18 protein-coding genes are annotated in these 20,275 nt (G+C 46.0%); all 18 read left to right on the top strand.

Annotation, left to right across the window (positions count from 1 at the left end; genetic code table 11):
• Positions 1 to 83 precede the first annotated feature (83 nt).
• Positions 84 to 875 carry an HAD-IIA family hydrolase gene (locus ABDK92_02165; GenBank protein ID MEN3185429.1) on the top strand — a complete coding sequence of 264 codons (792 nt, stop codon included), beginning with the start codon at positions 84 to 86 and terminating at the stop codon, positions 873 to 875.
• Entirely contained in the window at positions 872 to 2,467 is a 1,596-nt protein-coding gene (gene cimA, locus ABDK92_02160; protein MEN3185428.1) for a citramalate synthase, read from the top strand. The genes ABDK92_02165 and cimA overlap by 4 nt, the downstream gene beginning before the upstream one ends.
• A complete protein-coding gene (locus ABDK92_02155) occupies positions 2,431 to 3,630 on the top strand; it encodes a hypothetical protein (protein MEN3185427.1) in 1,200 nt (399 codons plus the stop codon). Before cimA ends, ABDK92_02155 begins: the two co-directional genes overlap by 37 nt.
• 17 nt (positions 3,631 to 3,647) lie before the next feature.
• On the top strand, positions 3,648 to 4,373 hold the full coding sequence (locus ABDK92_02150) for a phosphatase (GenBank protein ID MEN3185426.1): 726 nt from the start codon (positions 3,648 to 3,650) through the stop codon (positions 4,371 to 4,373).
• Positions 4,374 to 4,377: 4 nt separating this feature from the next.
• A complete protein-coding gene (gene folD / locus ABDK92_02145; GenBank protein ID MEN3185425.1) occupies positions 4,378 to 5,268 on the top strand; it encodes a bifunctional methylenetetrahydrofolate dehydrogenase/methenyltetrahydrofolate cyclohydrolase FolD in 891 nt (296 codons plus the stop codon).
• Positions 5,269 to 5,270: 2 nt separating this feature from the next.
• Positions 5,271 to 5,765, top strand: coding sequence for a metallophosphoesterase (locus ABDK92_02140; GenBank protein MEN3185424.1), 495 nt, complete (start codon positions 5,271 to 5,273; stop codon positions 5,763 to 5,765).
• Between the two features lie 12 nt (positions 5,766 to 5,777).
• Positions 5,778 to 7,349, top strand: coding sequence for a glycoside hydrolase family 57 protein (locus tag ABDK92_02135; protein ID MEN3185423.1), 1,572 nt, complete (start codon positions 5,778 to 5,780; stop codon positions 7,347 to 7,349).
• Between the two features lie 5 nt (positions 7,350 to 7,354).
• Positions 7,355 to 8,596 carry a glucose-1-phosphate adenylyltransferase gene (locus tag ABDK92_02130; protein ID MEN3185422.1) on the top strand — a complete coding sequence of 414 codons (1,242 nt, stop codon included), beginning with the start codon at positions 7,355 to 7,357 and terminating at the stop codon, positions 8,594 to 8,596.
• A gap of 16 nt (positions 8,597 to 8,612) precedes the next feature.
• Positions 8,613 to 10,148 carry a hypothetical protein gene (locus ABDK92_02125; protein MEN3185421.1) on the top strand — a complete coding sequence of 512 codons (1,536 nt, stop codon included), beginning with the start codon at positions 8,613 to 8,615 and terminating at the stop codon, positions 10,146 to 10,148.
• Positions 10,149 to 10,166: 18 nt separating this feature from the next.
• Positions 10,167 to 10,589, top strand: a complete 423-nt coding sequence (locus tag ABDK92_02120; protein ID MEN3185420.1) for an Hsp20/alpha crystallin family protein — start codon at positions 10,167 to 10,169, stop codon at positions 10,587 to 10,589.
• Between the two features lie 62 nt (positions 10,590 to 10,651).
• Positions 10,652 to 13,057, top strand: a complete 2,406-nt coding sequence (gene lon / locus ABDK92_02115; GenBank protein MEN3185419.1) for an endopeptidase La — start codon at positions 10,652 to 10,654, stop codon at positions 13,055 to 13,057.
• 15 nt (positions 13,058 to 13,072) lie between these two features.
• Positions 13,073 to 14,131, top strand: coding sequence for a M42 family metallopeptidase (locus ABDK92_02110; protein MEN3185418.1), 1,059 nt, complete (start codon positions 13,073 to 13,075; stop codon positions 14,129 to 14,131).
• On the top strand, positions 14,112 to 15,158 hold the full coding sequence (gene galT / locus ABDK92_02105; GenBank protein MEN3185417.1) for a galactose-1-phosphate uridylyltransferase: 1,047 nt from the start codon (positions 14,112 to 14,114) through the stop codon (positions 15,156 to 15,158). Before ABDK92_02110 ends, galT begins: the two co-directional genes overlap by 20 nt.
• Entirely contained in the window at positions 15,136 to 16,401 is a 1,266-nt protein-coding gene (locus ABDK92_02100; GenBank protein ID MEN3185416.1) for a glucose-1-phosphate adenylyltransferase family protein, read from the top strand. Before galT ends, ABDK92_02100 begins: the two co-directional genes overlap by 23 nt.
• A gap of 27 nt (positions 16,402 to 16,428) precedes the next feature.
• The gene (locus ABDK92_02095) at positions 16,429 to 16,686 is read left to right on the top strand and encodes a hypothetical protein (protein ID MEN3185415.1); all 258 of its coding nucleotides are present in this window, start codon (positions 16,429 to 16,431) and stop codon (positions 16,684 to 16,686) included.
• 2 nt (positions 16,687 to 16,688) lie between these two features.
• A complete protein-coding gene (locus ABDK92_02090) occupies positions 16,689 to 17,591 on the top strand; it encodes a peptidyl-prolyl cis-trans isomerase (GenBank protein ID MEN3185414.1) in 903 nt (300 codons plus the stop codon).
• Positions 17,588 to 18,964, top strand: a complete 1,377-nt coding sequence (locus tag ABDK92_02085; protein MEN3185413.1) for a TldD/PmbA family protein — start codon at positions 17,588 to 17,590, stop codon at positions 18,962 to 18,964. The genes ABDK92_02090 and ABDK92_02085 overlap by 4 nt, the downstream gene beginning before the upstream one ends.
• Positions 18,957 to 20,264, top strand: coding sequence for a TldD/PmbA family protein (locus tag ABDK92_02080; GenBank protein ID MEN3185412.1), 1,308 nt, complete (start codon positions 18,957 to 18,959; stop codon positions 20,262 to 20,264). The genes ABDK92_02085 and ABDK92_02080 overlap by 8 nt, the downstream gene beginning before the upstream one ends.
• Positions 20,265 to 20,275: the final 11 nt, after the last annotated feature.

Below are 20,275 nucleotides of genomic sequence, written 5' to 3'. Positions count from 1 at the left end.
TTTCCGCAGTGAGTTGTTTTTGACTTCATTTTGCTTTTTTTGTATCATTGTTATCTAACAATTCCAAAATGGAGGCAGCTTGCTTGAGGGACTGGAAAAACTTTGTTCTGGATCTCGATGGAGTACTGTATTTGTTAAATCAGCCTATTCCTGGTGGCCAAGAGTTTGTCGATTTTTTACGAACCCACCGGTATAATGTTGCCTTTCTTTCCAACAATACATTTCTGACACGAAAGGAGTACGTTGAAAAACTTGAGAGGATGGGCATCAGCGCATTTCCCGAAGAGGTCCTGACGTCAGCGTTTGCGGTGGCAAAATTTTTGGGTGAAACTCGACCGGGAGCTCGGGTCTACGTCATTGGTGAAGAGGGACTTAAGAAGGAACTGAAAAGCTGTGGGCTTCATCTTGTGTCAAAAGGGGAAGCCGATTTTGTGGTGGCGGGAATGGATCGAAAATTCAATTTTCGAAAGATGAGTCGGGCATTTCGTTACATTCAAGGGGGTGCTGAGTTTATTGGAACTAATCCTGATCCAACCTACCCCACTGATAATGGACTTTTGCCTGGTGCTGGAGCAATTATTGCCGGCATCGAAGTCTGTTCGGGGAAAAAGGCGCGAGTTTTTGGAAAACCTTCACCGCTAATTCTGAACCTTCTTTTGGAGACGAGAGGTTTCCGAAAAGAAGAAACGGTCATTGTTGGAGACCGTCTGGATACCGATATTGCCCTGGGGGTGGGTTGTGGAGTCTTCTCGGTATTGGTTCTGACCGGTGTCACTTCCCGGGAGGATGTTGAAGTATCCCAGGTAAAGCCAGATCTTGTGGTAGAAAATCTTTTTGAGCTTCGAGGAATGCTGGCAAGGGGTGAAAAGGAATGAATAGCGTCGAGATTTATGATACCACCTTGAGAGATGGTTCGCAGGCGGAAGGAATTAATTTTTCTGTTTATGATAAAGTGCAGATTGCCGAAAAGCTTGACGAGTTGGGTTTCCAGTATATTGAGGGGGGATGGCCTGGTTCCAATCCCAAGGATGCCAATTTTTTTAAAGAGATCAAAAAGGTACACCTTAAAACGGCAAAAATTAGCGCTTTCGGAAGCACACGAAAAGCGGGAACTAAAGTGGAGGAAGATCACAACATCCGGTTGCTTCTGGAGGCTGAAACTCCAGCGGTGACTGTTTTTGGGAAATCCTGGGTTTTGCATGTACGAGAGGCATTAAAGACCACTCTCGATGAAAATCTCAAAATGATTGAGGATTCGGTATCGTTTCTTACTCGAGAAGGGCGAGAAGTCATTTTTGATGCGGAGCATTTTTTTGATGGCTTTAAAGAGGACCCAGGTTATGCACTTCGAACTTTGCAGGTTGCCTATGAGGCTGGGTCTCGAACTTTGGTGCTTTGCGATACGAACGGGGGGACGCTTCCTTTTGAGGTAGAAGAAATTTTCCGAAAGGTTTGGGATTTCTTTGTTTCTTGTCAAGACGTTAAACTTGGAATTCACGCGCATAACGACAGTGGTGTAGCGGTAGCCAACAGTCTAGTAGCGGTACGAATGGGAGCAGCCCATATCCAGGGCACTATGAACGGATATGGAGAGCGGTGCGGCAATGCGAATCTCTGTGCCATCATACCGAATCTAAAGCTCAAGATGAATATTCACCCTATTTCAGATGAGAACCTCCGGAAAATTTTTGATGCTTCCCATTTTGTAAGTGAGATTGCCAACATGAAGCACGATGAGTATCAACCATATGTGGGTCGAAGTGCATTTGCTCATAAGGGTGGAATTCACGCCAGTGCCATACTTCGCCATCCGAGGACGTATGAGCACGTTTCACCGGAACTGGTGGGTAACGAACGGAGGATTCTCGTCTCTGATCAGGCTGGAAGAAGTAACCTGATTTATCGGGCAGGGGAGATGGGTGTGAAATTGGATCTCCGGGATCCCAGGGTAACGACATTGATTCAAAAAATTAAAGAAGCTGAGAATGAAGGGTATCAGTTTGAAGGAGCAGACGCATCGTTTGAAATTCTCTTACGAGAAGCCCTGGGAGAGATGATGAAATTCTTCAACCTGGAAGGGTTTCGAGTGATTGTGGAAAAGCGGGGCGAAGGAAATACAATAACTGAAGCGACGATTAAAGTGAGAGTGGATAGCGACGTGGTCCATACGGCTGCTGAAGGGGATGGACCGGTGCATGCCCTGGACAACGCGTTAAGGAAGGCTTTGCAAAAGATTTACCCATCTTTGGAGAAAATTCGGCTTGCCGATTACAAGGTGAGGGTTTTATCGGAAAAAGAGGGAACTGCAGCTCGAATTCGAGTACTGATTCAGTCTACCGACGGAGAGAAAACCTGGGGCACGGTGGGTGTTTCGACTGATATCATTGAGGCGAGCTGGGAAGCTCTGGTAGACAGTATCCAGTACGGGTTATGGAGAGAAAGAAAAAAAGAAAAAGGATACGAGTAGAATTTGTCCGGGTTCTTCCTGCTATGGAAGCACTTAAAAAAGAGGCTGGAAATTTACGCCATACCTTTCCTGTGCCTCCTTTTCGGGATATGGTGGTCAATCTGGAACAATTAGCCAGCTTTCATCGTGCTGTCCTTCGTCTTTCCAGGAACGTGGTTTTTTTGGGAAGCAGCGAAATAATCCTTTTTTTGCAGAATTTTTTTCGGGAGTATGTTCTCTCTGGTAATGGGGATCAGTTTTTCTATTTCTGTAGTGACTCTGATCTTGTGCTTTTAGAAAAACTGATTACCAGTCTTCCTCCAGCAGAAACCTTAGGAGTCATTCTTTCCCGGCGCGTAGAGGAGTTTAAGTTTCTTACTCTCAGTTTTGTTTTTCCCTGGAAAAGGGTTTTTTTAGGCAGTGCTCATGGGATTTTAGCTGAAGCAGCCAGAATCATTTTTTACCCTTTTTTTCCTGTTGAAGATGGGTATCATTATTTCTGGCATCGAGGGGCGCTCCTGTATCTTCCGCTTTTATGTTTGGGAATCAGGGTGGAAGAATTGGAGCAAGGATTGATTGCAGGATATCCTCTTCTCCAAGAAGAAGCGATGCTCATGTCTCTTCTTTTGTTGCGGAATGAGGTGGGATGGAAAGAGGTATGTTTTCTGGTTGATAATCAGTTCCTCCTTACGCTTTTGCAGTCATTTTTGCCACTTTTGGAAAAGAGTTGCCGGGGGGAGAAAAGTATGGGTTTCAAGGTAAGGGATTCTCTCTTCTTTTGGGATACGTGTCGAGATTGGTCGTTCTGGAAAGAGGATTCGGCTTCGACACTTTTTGTGGTTATCCGTAGCGAAGGAGATAAACAGTGTTTGCCTTTTCGGTTTCCCCCTCAGCTTCAAGAAGAGTTCTTTTTTGAGGAATGGGCTCTCTTAAACCGGGTTTCTTTTTGTCGGTTGCATCAGGCTGAAAATTTAGCACTCCTTTCGCTATTGCAAGGAGCAGGAATTTCGTGGCTCGAGCTTGTTTATCACCAGAGTGGCTTGGAAATGGTAGGACAGATGGTGGCTTTTTTCCATCAATGGGCTTGTTATAATGCCTGGTTACGGGGCCTGGATTTGCTGAGTGATCCGCCGATTTCGGGGTTTGAAGGCATGGTAAGAAAGTTTCTTAAAAAAGACAGGTAAAATATGGAGGTCGAAGAATGGTCAGAATCTGGGGTGATTTGCATGTTCATACTATCGCCAGTGGCCATGGATACAGCACGGTTCTTGAAAATGTTCATGTCGCTTTGAAAAAAGGTCTTAAGGTTTTGGGAATTGCTGATCACAGTCCCAGCATGCCTGGTGGGCCTTCGCCACTGTACTTTGAGGCGCGAGGCCACTTTCCTAAGGAGATTGAAGGAATTCGAGTTTATTTTGGGGCCGAGGTTGATATTGTTGATTTTGACGGAAGACTTGACCTCGATGATAAAGTGCTACGCAAGCTCGACTTTGTTATCGTCTCTTTTCATCCTCAGGTCTTCCGTGGGGGCACGAGAGAAGAAAATACCGAGGCGTTACTCCGCACACTTGAGAACCCTATGGTTGATATTGTAGCTCATCCTGGAAATCCCCGGTTTCCTCTGGACTATAATAGGGTTGTGGAAGAGACCGTGGTCAGAGGTAAAATAATCGAGGTCAATAACAGTTCTTTTTCAGTGAGCCGAAAGGGAAGTAAAGAAAATTGTCGGACAATTGCCCGGGAAGTTGAAAAGCGAAAAGGATGGATTTTGGTTTCAAGCGATGCTCATTTTTGTGAGGAAGTGGGAGAATTTGGTGAGGCTCTGAATATGCTTCAGGAAACGGGGTTCCCCAGAGACAGAATCCTCAATGCTTCCTACGAGAATTTGATTCGATTCCTTGAGAATCGAGAGAGAAGGGAGAGGTAAAAAGATGACTCCTTTGATTATTGATGGAAAGGGAATTGCCGAGAAAATCCAGGAAGAACTGAAGTCTCGTATTGCTTATCTTTCAGCGAAGGATTTTCAGCCGGGTTTAGCTGTTATTCTGGTGGGCAATAATCCTGCGAGTCAAGTCTATGTACGAAATAAGGAAAAGGCTTGTGCCAGATTGGGAATTGCTTCTTTCAAATATCATTTACCTGGTGACGTCAGACCAGAGGAAATTTTTGACCTGGTGGAACGGTTAAACCACGATACCAGAGTCCACGGGATTCTGGTTCAGTTGCCGCTTCCACCGCAAATCTTGGAGAAGGAAGTGCTGTACCGGGTTTCTCCAGATAAAGATGTTGATGGATTTCACCCGTATAACCTTGGTCGACTCATGATTGGAGACCCGGTATTTCTTCCCTGCACCCCATGGGGCGTGCAGGAGTTACTTCTGCGTTCGCAGATTGACGTGGAGGGAAGGAATGTAGTCATCGTAGGAAGAAGCAACATTGTCGGTAAACCTTTAGCCATGATTTTAGTTCAGAAAGCAAAAGGGGCGAACGCCACGGTTTCCATCTGTCATACTCGAACTCCTAATCTTTTGGAATACACACGCCGGGCTGATATTCTGGTTGCTGCCTGTGGGGTGCCGGAGATGATTAAAGGAGATATGGTCCGGGAAGGAGTAGTGGTTGTGGATGTGGGAATCAATAAGGTTGGAGATCACCTCGTCGGTGATGTAGAGTTTGAGAGTGTTTCCCACAAGGCTTCTTTTATTACCCCTGTTCCAGGTGGGGTCGGTCCCATGACCATCGCTATGCTTATGGCGAACACCGTAAAGGCTGCAGAGCGATTTTATACCAAACAAACTGGGGAATTTTGCCCGGGTGCATAGCCGTGAGGATTGTGGTTCTTTCTGATACCCATCTTCCCGAACGAGCTCAGGACCTTCCGAAAAGAGTGTACGAAGCATTAGAAAAAGCTTCCTTTATTCTTCACGCTGGAGATTTTACCGAATGGTGGGTCATAGAAAGACTCAAGGAGTTTGGTCCACTCAAGATGGTTAGAGGCAATATGGATTCTCGCGAAATAAAGGAACAGCTTCCCGAAAAGGAGGTTTTCGAACTGGAGGGAGTTCGTATTGGTCTTATTCATGGCCTTGGGTCTCCGGCGGAGACTCGCCGGAGAGCGAAGGAGGCATTTCAAAGCGAGAATCTGAAACTTCTCGTCTATGGGCATACGCATCAACCCTGTATTGAGAAAGTTGACAACGCGGTATGGTTAAACCCAGGAAGCCCCACTGATTTTGTGTTTGCTCCTTTCTTTTCTTTTGCGTATCTGGATGTTCGAGATGGTAAAATTCAGCAGGTTGAACTAGTACGATTGGACTGAGGTGAATCTTTTGTGAACAAGCTCTATGTGAATATCGTTTGGCACATGCATCAGCCTTACTATTTTAGTGAGGAAGAAGGGGCTTTCGTGCTTCCCTGGGTACGAACTCACGCCACCAAGGATTACCTTTTTATGGGTAAACTCTTGGAACGTTTCCCAGGGGTTCGGGTCACTTTTAACTTTGTTCCCTCTTTGCTTCGTCAAATTCAACTTTATCTGGAAGGCAAAGAGGATCGTATCATGCTCTTGGCGAAGAAAAACGCTTCGCTTCTTACCGAAAAGGAGAAGCAAGATATTCTGGAGCAGTTTTTCTGGGTCGGTCCTCCGAACGCTTACGCAGCGTTTCCCCGTTACGGAGAGTTGAAAGAAAAATCATATTTGGGGGTACAGGGTTTCGAAACTCAGGATTTGCTGGATTTACAGATTCTGTACCAATTAATCTGGTTTGATCCACTTTCTCTCCAGGAGGAAAGTCTTCGAGTTCTGAAAGAGAGGGGTCGGAATTATCGGGAAGAGGATAAAGAGATTGTGTGGAAGGCAACACGGAAGACTTTTCAGGAAATCTTTGCTCAGTACCAAAAACTTCTTCAATCTGGACAGATTGAAATCTCTTTTTCGCCTTTTTATCATCCTATTCTTCCTTTGCTTATCGATACCGAGATTGCTCGTTCCGCCCACCCCGGGATTTCTCTTCCAGAGACTCGTTTTGCCTTTCCTCAGGATGCTAAGATGCAGGTGCGCAGAGGGAAAGAACTTTCTGAATCGATCTGGGGAATGGCGATGAAGGGAATGTGGCCTTCCGAGGGCTCGCTGAGTGAGGAAGCCCTTGGGGTGATTGCTGAAGAGCAGATTTCCTGGGTGGCAACCGATGAGGGGATTCTCAGTAAGTCTTTAGGAAAAGAACTGGAGGATGAACTCTATTTGCCTCATCGTTATGGAAAGGTGGCTATTTTTTTCCGTGATCGGGTCATCTCTGATATGATTGGTTTTGAGTACCATCGTCAATCGACCGAAAACGCGGTTAACGATTTCATCCAAAGGATTGAAGGACTCAAGCGAAGACTTTTTGGGAAAGAAGAAAAGCCCTATGTGCTCAGCATTGTCCTTGACGGAGAGAATGCCTGGGAGTATTATGTAGACAATGGATTACCGTTTCTTTCCGAATTGTATCGGTTTTTGTCTCAGGATTCTGAGCTGGAGACTGTGACGCCTTCTTATTATCTTTCAAAGCATGGATGGTTGCCTGAGTTGAAGCGTGTCTTGCCGGGTTCCTGGATTTTTGGTAATTTTGATACCTGGATCGGTCACTGGGAGAAAAACCGAGCCTGGGAAGAGCTGGGTAGAATGCGCATGCGATTTGAGGCTTTGAAGATGCATTTGCCGCGAAAGGTAAGAGAAATGGTGGAAGAACTGTTCTATCAAGCGGAAGGGAGCGACTGGTTTTGGTGGCTGGGGGAAGATCACCCCTCACCCCAAAAAAGCATTTTCTGGGATCATTTTTGCTCGTTGATCACTCGGATTGGAAGGCTCTTACGGGATGAGCTTTCCTTTGAGGAGGAAAAGATGTGGACTCCAGAGACATAGTGGCGATGATTCTGGCCGGGGGCGAAGGAAGAAGACTTGATATCCTCTCGGAAAAACGGGCCAAGCCAGCTGTACCCTTTGGGGGAAAATACCGGATTATTGATTTTTGTTTGAGTAATTGCGTTCATTCTGGGATCTACTGCATTGGGATTTTAACCCAGTACAATCCCCGTTCTCTAAACGACCATATTCGTACGGGCAAGGCCTGGGATCTGGATCGGGTGAATGGAGGTATTTTCCTGTTGCAGCCATATGTGAGTGATGATTTGACGGATTGGTATCGGGGTACTGCCGCGGCGATTTATCAGAATCTGAATTTTATTCGGGAGAAAAACCCTGAACTGGTACTCATCCTCTCAGGAGACCACATATATAAAATGGATTACCGAGTGCTCATTGAATTTCATAGGCGAAATGGAGCTGATCTTACCATCTCGGTGATTGAGGTGTCTTGGGAGGAAGCACATCGTTTTGGAATTCTCAGTGTTGACGCTGGGGGAAGGGTCTTTGATTTTGAAGAAAAACCAGCGCATCCTAAGAGCAACCTGGCCAGCATGGGAATTTATGTTTTCAATCGGGCAATTCTTGAGGAAGAAGTCAAAGAAGAATCCCAACGATCAGGAAGTTCTTTTGATTTTGGTAAAGACGTTATTCCCAGGATGATTGGAACGCGCCGGGTTTTTGCCTTTCGTTTCCAGGGTTATTGGAAAGATGTTGGGACTCTGGATGCATACTGGGAAGCGAACATGGAACTTTTAAAGCCCAATCCTCCTATTGATCTTCACGAAGAGAGGTGGCCCATATATACCCCCCTTGAAGATCGTCCCCCAGTGAAGCTGGGGCAGGAAGCGATGGTGGAAAATAGCATCCTGGGCAGTGGAACCATTGTGAACGGAAAGGTGGTCAATTCCATCCTCTTTAACGGAGTTTATGTGAGCGAGGGTGCTGAAATTCGGGATTCTATTGTGATGGATGATGTGACGATTGAACATAAGGCATTTTTGGATCGGGTGATTGTGGATAAACTGGTGGTGGTTGGGAGAGAGGCCTTTGTTGGGTATGGGAACGATGGCACTCCCAATCGAAAGTTTCCACAAATGCTGCAGAGTGGCCTCACGGTGATTGGAAAAAATACCCGTATCCCACCCCAGACCGTCATAGGGCGCAATTGCCGTATTGGTTCGGATCTGGAAGGAGAAGCTTTTCCTTCGACTTTTATTCCCAGTGGAGAGAGCTTAGAACAATAGAGGTTAGGTGATCGTGATGAGGTTTGGAAAAGTCTTAATGTTCACCATGATTTTTGTTATCGTGTTGGGCTTTGGTGTGGGTTTAGCTCGTTCCTTTGTTTTTGAGATCTCATCGCAAGAAATCGCCAGTATTGATCAGATGTTTGTTTCTCCCTTTTTGCGCCTTACTCCAGATAAGGGCAATTTCGGGACCTACTACATTGGCGACAATCTGGTGCTCTCTTACTGGAGCGCTCGGGGTGGATATGTCAGTATCTTTAATTATACTCCAGATGGAAAAGCAAAAATTATCAAAAATAACGAACCCATCGTTGCGGAGAGCGAAAGGAAACTTTATGGAACGGTTTCTGGTCCAGAGGGCATGGAAAAATTCGTTCTGATTCTCTCTAAAAAAGTGTTACCTGATCGGTTGCTGGTCGAAGCGATGAAGTATCCTTCTCGTATGAAGGCGATTCTGGGTGAGGAGGTTTATGCTCAGAAGGCGGTTATTCAAGTTCTTACTGAACGGCAAATGGCTTCTTCTTTCCTCCGGTTTGACCGGGTACCGGCTGAAGTTCCTGCTGGAGGAAAGGTAAAATTGAGTCTTTTCCTTGCAGACGAAGCCGGAAACGCTTTGGTGGGGCGTAGGATCCAGTGGGAAGTCAGCGATGGGACTTTGGAGAATTATCAGAGCTTGACCAATACTGCTGGTCAAGCGGAAGTGTGGTATACAGCCCCGCGAGCGAGCGATGCCTTCTCTGTGCGGGTTACGGCTCGTTTTGAGGGGGATACGGTGTACCGGGGTTCCTATGCCGAGATAACGTTTACCGTAAATCCAGATAAATTGCAGACTCTTTTGGTGCTTACTCCAAAAACATTTCAAGTTGCTTCAGGAGAAACCCTGGAGTTCGAAGCACTGCTCAAAGACCTGCGGGGTAAGCCGGTTGAGGGGCGAAGTATTCGCTGGATGGCAAGCGGAGGGAGTTTTGAACGGGAAGTGACCTATACGGATGCAAGCGGGAGGACAAAAAATCGCTTCTTTGCTCCTCAGGTAGAGGTTTCCCGAGAATTAGAAATAAAGGCTTATTTTGAGGGGATACGTCATTTATTACCCTCGAGTGATCTGAGTTATGGAACTGTCAGTGGGACTGGTGTGTATTCCGGGGTGGGGTTTTACTTTGTGGACTTTAGTGAAGGAAAGGCGTACACGAACATGGAAGAATTCACGTATCGGGGTAGTTTTGAGGTGAATCACACCGTTAACCCCATGTATTCTCTGGTGATGCATGCCGGTGATAGCCTCGAAGCTGGTTTTCTGATGCACCAGCCACTTCGTTCCGGCGCACTCTACCTCTGGGGTCAGGCTTTTGGTAGTGGAACGATTCGGATTTTGCTCAATGGACATGTTGTTTTTGCCGGTACGGTACGAGAAGGACGGATTACCCCTGCCAATGTGCAGATTATCGCCCTTGATGGTCAAATGGAATTGGGAAAAAACAGAATAAACATTATGGTGGAATCGCAGGATGGCAAAACAACCTATGTTTTGCAGCGAATGATGGTTGTTTTTTAATGGGGAAGGATATGCATCGTGAAAGAGAGATCCAATATTTGGGTATTTGAGCAGGAAATACAGAAATTTATGGAACATGTGTTGAAGGCAAAGTCCAGTATTATCCTGATTTCGGACGATGCCTGGGTACCTCCATGCGATGTTTTTGAGACTGAGGGAAGTTTCGTGGTGGTCATGGAGCTGGCAGGGGTTGATCTTGACGATGTGGAGATTCTTATTAGAGGACAAAAGTTGATTGTGCAGGGAATAAGGAAAGAAGTCCCTTTTCCCTTAAAGAAGGATTATTATCGTATGGAGATCAACTTTGGTCCTTTTTATCGGGAGGTCGATTTTCAGGAGAACGTTGACCCTGACACAACTCGGGCTTACTATCGTCGGGGTTTTTTGATTGTAGAATGCAAAAAAAGGACGGCTGAAACCAAAAAGATTCCGGTTCGTTGAAGGATGAGGTGTGCAAAGTGGAAGTAGGAGAAAACTGGTTTTCCCTTTTGGGAGAATTTGACATGGGAGAAGGCGTTCTCAATGAGGAATTGATACCTCAAGAGGGCCATAGCAATAAAGAGAAGGAATTTCCTCAGGAAGTTCCTATTTTGCCTCTGGAAGACAATGTTTTATTTCCCGAAATTGCCATGCCGCTTCTTGTGCAGGGAGACAAGTGGGTTCAACTGGTGAATGACGTGGTACTGGGGAACAAAATTTTGGGGGCGGTAACACTTCGGCGTCATGATGTGGAGGAGCCTTCCCAGGATGATTTTTACGAAATAGGAGTACTTGGGCGTGTTTCGCGAATGCTCAAGCTTCCTGAGGAAGCGGTACAAATTCTGGTGTTTGGTTTGGCCGTGTTCCGGGTTAAGGAATGGATACAGTGGGAACCATATCCGGTGGCCAGGATTGAAATAGTCCAGGAAGAAGAAGTTCGTTCTGATGAAATTGAAGCGTTGACCCGCAGTATTCTGAGTCTTTTCCAGAAGGTTGTGGAACTTGCTCCATATTTACCTAAAGAAGCTTTTGTGGCAGCGATGAATATTAAAAAACCCTCCCGGCTTGCGCACTTTGTTGCTTCCAATCTCAACCTGAGTACCGAGCAGAAACAGGACATTCTTTCTGTTTTTGAACTTCTGGAAAAGTTAAAAAAGGTGAATTTCTATCTTTCACGAGAGCTGGAGATCCTCCAGATTGGGAACAAAATCCAGACGCAGATTCAAAAAGAACTGGCTAAAACGCAAAGGGAGTATTTTTTAAGAGAGCAGTTGAAAGCCATTCAGCGGGAACTTGGTGAATTGGATGAGAAAAGTAGTGAAATCAACGAATTAAGGCGTCGGATTGAAATGCTTAACCTTCCTGCAGAAGTTCGAGAAGAAGCCGAGAAAGAGCTGGAACGGCTCTCCCGAGTTCCGGTGGCTTCTTTTGAATATCCGGTGATCAGGAATTATCTGGACTGGATTGTAGAGTTACCTTGGAACCAGGACACTGAAGACGTTCTGGATATTGAACTGGCAAAGAAAGTTCTCGATGAAGACCACTATGATCTGGAAAAAGTGAAAGAACGAATCCTGGAGTATCTGGCGGTTTGCCAGCTCAAGAAAGACCTTAAAGGACCAATTCTCTGCTTTGTGGGTCCACCCGGGGTGGGAAAAACGTCTCTGGGGAAGTCGATTGCTCGTTCACTCCGTAGAAAGTTTGTGCGTATTTCTCTTGGTGGTATAAGGGATGAAGCTGAAATTCGGGGACATCGACGTACCTATGTAGGAGCCATGCCTGGAAGGATTATTCAGGGAATTCGCAAGGCGAAAAGCAAAAATCCGGTGTTTATGCTGGATGAGATTGATAAACTGGGTCTTGATTTCCGGGGTGATCCGGCTGCCGCTCTTCTTGAGGTTCTGGATCCAGAGCAGAATTCGAGTTTTGTGGATCACTATCTTGGAGTACCATTTGACCTTTCTCGGGTTCTGTTTATCGCTACTGCCAATGTTGTTGATACCATTCCCCCAGCTCTTCTTGATCGGATGGAAGTCATTTCTATCCCTGGGTATACGGATCAGGATAAAATTATCATTGCCAGGCAATATCTCCTACCCAAGCAGTGCCGAGAAAATGGAATCCAGCTTGAAGACGTCGTGATCGAAGATGAAATGATTCGAAAGATCATCCGGGAGTATACTCGAGAAGCAGGGATCAGGAATCTGGAACGGAATATCGCTGCTATTTGTCGCAAAGTGGCGAAATATCTTGTTTCTGGGAAAAAGGCACCTTTATCCATCAACGAAGTAACGCTCCGGGAATTTCTGGGACCCCGCCGTTTTTATGAGGAAATTACTGCGGGACGAGATCGGGTGGGGGTGGCAACGGGTCTGGCTTGGACTGAGACCGGGGGAGAAATACTTTTTGTCGAAACGGCGGTATTACCTGGAAAAGGGAACTTGATTCTTACCGGAAATATGGGAGAGATTATGCAGGAGTCGGCGAAAATTGCTCTTTCCTGTGTGCGGGAACGAGCACAAGATTGGGATATTTCTCCAGAATTTCACGAAAAACATGATATTCATGTTCATGTGCCGGCTGGCGCCATCCCGAAGGACGGCCCTTCGGCTGGAATAACCATTGCCACATCGATTGTTTCTTCTCTCTCCAAAATACCAGCGCGACATGACATTGCTATGACTGGAGAAATTACTCTGACGGGAAGAGTCCTCCCGGTGGGGGGGATTAAAGAAAAGGTTTTGGCTGCATATCGGGTGGGGGTGTACCGAATTATTCTACCCAGAGAGAATCAAAAGGATCTGTCAGAGTTACCGGCTGAAATACAGGATAAAATCGAAGTTTTTTTGGTTGACAATTTGGATGAGGCGTTAGAGATTACTTTAAGAAGGAGTCATAAACGGAAGAGGAGAGTTGCAAAATCGTGTTGAAGGGGGAGAGAACCGGTGGAACAAGACCAGCTTGAGTTCTTGAAAGCCTTAATTACCACACCCAGTCCTTCGGGTTTTGAAGAACAGGTGCAGGAGTTGTTCTTGCAACGGGTGAAAGGTCATGTCGACGCCTCTTATAAGGATGTTCATGGAAATGCTTTTGGGGTTATTAATCCCTCCTTAACGCTCAGAGTAATGCTTGCAGGACATTGTGACGAAATTGGATTTATGGTTGAGTATGTGAATGAACAAGGGTATATCTATTTTTCCACTGTAGGGGGAGTTGATCCTCATATCACCCCTGGTTCCCGGGTGGTCATTCATACTATGGATGGTCCAGTTGCCGGAGTAATCGGGAAAAAACCGATTCATCTTATTGAAGAAAAGGAAAGGCAAAAGGTGGCAAAAATTGAAGAGCAGTGGGTTGACATTGGGGCTGTGAGCCGGGAGGAAGCTCTGAAGAGAGTTCATGTTGGGGATCCGATTACTTTTGACGTCGGTTTTCAACCACTTTTGGGGAATCGGATTGCTGGTAAGGGTTTTGATGACAAGGTGGGAACCTTTGTGGTTGCCGAAGTTTTACGAAGAGTGAACAAGGAAAAACTTCGGTGTGCCCTTTATGGAGTCAGTACTGTTCAAGAAGAACTGGGTCTACGGGGAGCGAGAACCAGTGCTTTTGGCGTTGCTCCTCATATTGGGATTGCAATTGATGTAACTTTTGCTTCAGATTGTCCGGATGTTGATAAACGAAGGGTGGGAGAAATTGGTTTAGGTAAAGGACCGGTGATTGCCCGCGGTCCGAACGTCAATCCCAAGATTTTTAAAAGATTGGTTGAGGTCGCTCAGAACCATCAGATTCCCTATCAGATTCAAGCTGAATCCAGAGCTACTGGTACCGATGCCAATGCGATCCAGATTACCCGTGACGGGGTAGTTACGGGACTTTTGGGTATTCCGAACCGGTATATGCATACCCCGGTTGAGATTGTGGACCTCGCTGATCTTGATAGTGCCGTTCAGTTACTGGTGTTGTTTCTGGAGAGTATCGAAGGCGATGAAGAGTGGATTCCCTAACGAGTTGGAGTGGAGACGGGATCCGGTCACTGGAGTGTGGGTAATCATTGCTCCACAAAGGTCCCATCGACCGTACGACTTTGAAGTCAAATCAGAACGGGGTCAGAGTTATCCCTGTGTTTTTTGTGAGGGTATGGAATCCTGCACTCCAGACGAAGTATTCTGTCTCAGAAATGAGAATGGAAAATGGCAGGTTCGAGTTTTCCCCAATAAGTTTCCTGCTTTAGGGACACAAGAAAAGTTCTGCTGGGAAAAAGAGGGTTTGTTTTACGAGAGAATGGGTGGTTTTGGGGTGCATGAGGTCATCGTGGAAACCCCAGAACATTACCTGTCTTTTATCGATTTTCCTGTGGAGCAGCTGGAACGGGTGGTGTACGCTTATCGGGAACGAATGAAATTCTGGGAGCAAGAAAAACACTTACGCTACTGTCTCATCTTTAAGAATCAAGGGATGCAGGCTGGGGCTTCGATGTTCCATCCTCATTCTCAGCTCATCGCTACCCCTGTAATCCCAAAGCGAGTCGAAGAAGAACTTACTGTGGCTCGTGATTTTTACGCTCGTGAGCGGCGGTGTATTTTTTGTGCTCTTCTGGAAGAAGAGTTGAAAAGGGAAAAGCGCCTGGTTTTGAAAAATGGATACTTTTTGGCTCTGGTACCCTATGCGGCTCGTTTTTCCTATGAGGTCTGGATTTTACCCCTTGAGCATTGCGCTTACTTTACCGAGATGGAGCGACTTTCCTCTTTTGCAGAAATACTCAAACTGGTTTTGCAGGCATTGGCGGAAGCCCTGGGGAAACCCGTTTTTAATTTTGTTCTTCACGTGGCTCCTTATCCTCGTGACTCGGCGGATGAGGATTGCCGATGGGTCTACCACTGGCATTTAGAGATTATACCCTTTCCAGTTCATATGGCCGGTTTCGAGTGGGGGACCGGTTTCTATATTAACCCGCTGGTACCTGAAAAAGCGGCGTCGATATTGCGAAAACTGATTGATACCAAAGTGGGTGAGCGTTGTGGCCGCCATTAAGTATGCGATGATTCTTGCGGGAGGGAAGGGAGATCGCCTCAGTGTTCTTTCTGTGGAAAGAGCCAAAGCTGCAGTTCCTTTTGGAGGATGTTATCGACTCATTGATTTTCCTCTCAGTAACTGTGTGAATTCGGGAATCTACGACATTGGAATTCTTACTCAGTATCAACCTCGTTCGCTCATTGAGCATATCGGAGTGGGACGGCCCTGGGACTTAGATCGCAAAAGAGGTGGGGTTGAGCTTTTGCAGCCCTATTTGAGTCGTACGGTAGGTGGATGGTACCGGGGTACGGGGGATGCATTGTATCAAAATATGAATATCATCCTTCGTAAAAAGGTTTCTCATCTTCTGGTTCTCTCTGGCGACCATGCGTACCTCATGGATTATAATCCACTATTCACCTACCACCTGGATCATGATGCGGATGTGACGCTCGTGGTTACCAGAGTCCAGAAGGAGGAAGCGTCACGATTTGGGATTGTGGAGGTGGATGAGCAAAACAACATCATTCGTTTTGATGAAAAGCCATCCATACCCTGGAGTGACGTGGTCTTCATGGGTATCTATGTTTTTCGAACCGAGTTCCTTTTGCAGAAGTTGACTGAAAATGCCCGGGAAGGGAAGTTTGACTTGGTCCAGAATGTCATTCAGGAGAGTATTGGTAGGGTCAAAATGAAGGCATATTTTTATACTGGTTCTTGGTTTGACGTCGGTACGGTGAAGGCTTACTGGGAAGCCAATATGCATCTCTTATTGCCTCTTCCGTCTTTTAATCTCTATGACCCTGACTGGGTCATCTATACCAATCGCCCTCCCTATCCACCGACGAGAATTTGCCCAAGATCGCTGGTGCAATCGAGTATAATTGGAGAAGGGGCATTCATCAAAGGTTATGTTTTGCATTCGGTGCTCTTTCCAGGTGTGGTGGTGGAAGAGGGTGCCCAGGTGATTGATTCCATCGTTTTTAACAATGCAGTGATAAAAAAGAAAGCTCGAGTGATACAGAGTATTCTGGATAAAAACGTGATTGTAGGGGAAGAAGCTGTACTCGGATATGGGGAGGACATGACGCCAAACCTGGTTCGCCCTGAACTCTTGAGTTGGGGAATCAATCTGGTTGGCAAAGGTAGTCATATCCCTCCTTCCTGTATCATACACCGTAACTGTCTTGTGGGTATCGGGGTGAGCGAGGAACGTTTCGGGGGTTTAAGGGAAATACGAAGTGGTTCGGTCATAGTTTGAGGTTCTGAACGTTAGGGGGTTTTAACTTTGCTTTTGGGAATTTTGCTTATGATTTTGACTCTTTACGGGCTTTTGTTGTTCTGGATAGTGAACGAGAAGTTGAAGGAAGTCAGTGTTTTAGTTCGAGAAGTGGGGAAAAAGTTGGAAGAGGTGGAAAAGAAACTGTTTTCATTGCTCGAATCTGGGAATGAAGGGGGGGAGCATGTAAGTAGGGGAACCATAGAAGAGCGTTTTTCTTTTCGCCTTTTGCAAAGAGAGAAGAAGGAAGAAGAGAAAGGAGAATGAGAATGAACTGGAAAAAGAGTTTGATTCCTCTTTTGATTTTGCTGTTGGGATTTACTGCTTTGGCTCTTGCTCAGGAACAACCCGATCCTTCTGGTGCTTCGAGCGCGAACGCAACTCAAGCTATTGTCGCGCAGGTCAATGGAGAACCGATTTACTTGAGTGAGTTGGAAGAAATCTGGAATAGCCTTCCTGAGTCCTATCGTGTTCAATTTCCGGGAGGTATGAAAGACTTACTGGAGCAACTGATACGACAAGCTCTGATTGTTCAGGAAGCAAAGAAGAATAATTTAGAAAACGATCCCGTGGTATTGAAAAGGTTAGAAAGCATCAAGAAACAGGTTCTGGTGAGTGAATTCATTAAAAGAGAGATTTTGGAGAAAGTCGCAGTCAGTGATGAGGAAGTGGAAAAGGAGTACAATGCGAATCCTACTCTGTACACAGAACCTGAACAGGTTAAAGTCAGCCACATTATGGTTAGCACCAAGGAGAAGGCCCAGGAGGTTTTGGAAGAATTGAAGGGTGGTAAACCATTTGAAGAAGTAGCTAAGAGCAAGTCGGAATCTCCTGATTCGGTTAGTGGTGGTGCGATGGGATACGTGAAAAGGGGAGACCTTGATCCAGAAATTGAGAAGGTGGTTTTTGATTTAGCTCCAGGGAATTTCAGCGATGTTGTAGAAACCGGTTACGGATTTCATATTTTCCTGGTGAGTGAACACTTGCAGCCCCGTTTAAAAGAGCTCGGTGAAGTCAAAGAAGAAATTATCACCCGTTTGACACCCCAAAAACAGCAGGAAGCGTTTGATAAGCTTATTGAAGGATTGAAAAATAAGTCAGAAATTGCCATAATAGAGGAAAACTTACCGAAAGCGGAATCAGGAGAAAATAACGGGGAATCCCAGCAATGAGAGAAGAGCTCCAGAGGCTGATAAGGTTTCCCAGTCGAGGGGAGTACCTTGAAATTCGTTTGGAGAGGAAATCGTTTACTTTCATTCGTCTCCAGAACGGGCTTTTAGAAAAAGTAAGACAGGGTATAGAAGAAGGAGGATATGTCCGGGTCTTGAATCCACATACCGGATGGTGGTTTACAACTTTTAGTGGGTGGAAAAACCTGAAGGAGAGAGTGGAGGAAGCCCTCCACTCCTCCTCGCTTCTGCCCCGAAGTGATGGAGGAGTGGTGCGAGGAGAACCAATTAGTGATGTAGTCACCATTTCGGTGAAAGATGATTTCCGTTTCAAGCCACTGAAAGATAAGGTCAATCTCCTTCTCTATTATGCTCGCATTGTGAAAGAAGCGTCTCCACTCCTTGTTAGTTTCACGGTGGAATATAAAGATGAGTGGAGAGAATTGTATATAGCCAATTCTGATGGTTCGGTGATATCGGTGGAGAGTCCTGATATCAATTTAAGGTTTGTAGCGGTGGCCAAGAAGAACGACACGATTGAGATGTACCAGAATGGGGTGGCTGAAAAAGGTGGTTTCGAAGTGGTACAGGGAAAAGAAGAAATGGTACAAGGAGTGGCGCAGAAAGCGTTAGACCTTCTTGAAGCTCCTCCTTTTGAGGGGGGTGTGCGTGATGTTGTTCTGGATCCGGTACTTGCTGGAGTTTTCGTTCACGAAGCCTTTGGGCATTTAAGCGAAGCCGATTTTCTGAGTCGGAATGAACGGTTGCAAAAAATGATGGTCCTAGGAAAGGAAATCGCTTCCCCAATTTTGAGTGTCTTTGATGATGGCGGTATTCCGGGCTTGCGTGGTTCCTCGAAGTATGACGACGAGGGAATGCGGACCCAACGAACTTATCTCATCAAAGATGGACTCCTGACAGGTCGATTGCATTCTCGAGAAACGGCATATCTCATGAAAGAAAAGCCCACCGGTAACGCCCGGACGATTTCCTATAAGTTTGCACCGATTGTCAGGATGAGTAATACGGCTATCGAAGAAGGCAAGACCGAGAGGGAAGATTTGTTTCGGGATATCGACGATGGTCTGTATGCTGTAGAATATATCGGGGGTAATACAGCGCTGGAGCTTTTTACTTTTTCAGCAGCCTATGGATATCGTATCGAAAAAGGTAAAATAGGAGAAATGGTTAAAGATGTGGTTTTGAGCGGAAACCTCTTCCATACCTTAAAGCAAATTGACGCTGTAGCTTCTGATTTTCGCTGGACCCAGATAGGAGGTTGTGGAAAGGGGGCTCAAACTGGTCTTCCCACACCAACGGGGAGTCCTCATGTGCGATTGAGGGAAATTTTAGTGGGAGGGCATAAACATGTTTGAGGCAGTGAGGTTGTTAAGGAAAAATGGACTTCAAGGTGACTTGTTTGTGCGTGCAGTTCACGAGAAGGGCGTTGAGTACGAAGGAGGGGTATTCAAAGGGTATAGGGTAGAGGAAACCACCGGCTATGGTCTAAGAGTTATTCGCCAGGATGGTAAAATAGGCTTTTACGCTTCCAATTGTCCCATGGAGGGAGAGAAATTTTTTGAGAGAGCCCTAGAAATGAGCGAGTTTGGGGAGGGTGCGCGGTTTGAGATTCCTTCTTACCCCTCGGTTCTAGAATGGAAAAATTTTGTCGATCCGAGGGTGGAAAACATCGGTGTTCGGGACATGGTTGAACTTGCCAACTATATTGTAGCGCAGATTCGAGAGGAATATCCCGAAGTTCTTGTAAACCTTGAAATTACCGCTGGGGAGGAAGAGCGTTCACTGTATAACCATCATGAGGAAAAACTGAGTTTTGCCAGAACTTTCTTTCAGGTCGCTGTGGTGGTGAATCGTACCGCCGAGGATGATATTTTGGAGATTTATGCCGAGCGGGGTTGGGGTAACCGGGATGTGGATGTTGAGGGCCTTCTGCAAGAATTGAAACAGAAGATTGAGTACTCCAGAAGGCTTTATGCAGTCCGAAGCGGGAAATATCCAGTCATATTTACACCTCAAGGGGCTTTGGTGCTTTTGTATCCCCTTTTTTACGGATTGAATGGAAAAAACATTGTTTTTGGACGATCGCTTCTGGGGGATAAGTTTGGCAAGGTCATTTTTTCCTCTCTCTTTTCTCTTCTGGAGACGCCTCATGAACCATGGAGCATGGGAACTTGTCCTTTCGATGATGAAGGAGTCGTAACGCAGAAAGAAAAATATATCATAGACAACGGTAAGTTAGAAAACGGGTTTTTTGATTTGTGGAGCGCTGCTCGTCTTAAGAAGACGCCATGTGGAAATGGATTCAGAGTTTCGTACCAGGATCTTCCAGAGCCTGGCTTTGGAACTCTAAGGGTTAAGAATGGTTTGAGGGATAGAGAAACGCTAGTGGAGGAGTTGGAAGAAGGACTGATCGTCGATAGTGTATTGGGCTTGGGGCAAAGTAACATTGCTTCGGGTTCCTTTTCCTGTGGAGTACAACTGGGGTTTTATGTAAAGGGTGGCGAGATTCAAGGGCGAGTCAAAGATGTGATGATCAGTGGTAATGTGTACCGTGCTCTGCAGGACATAAAAGAGCTGTCTCGGGATGATCGCTGGGTTTACGGAAAGATGCGTCTACCCTACATCTTGGTAGAACCGATAGAGATTGAAGCGTAGGAAGGTGAAAA

The sequence above is a fragment of the Atribacterota bacterium genome, assembly GCA_039638595.1.
Classification (GTDB): Bacteria; Atribacterota; Atribacteria; order Atribacterales; family Caldatribacteriaceae; genus Profundicultor; species Profundicultor thermophilus.
Note: the sequence above shows the minus strand (reverse complement) of the source record. Positions and strands in the feature narration are given on the sequence as shown.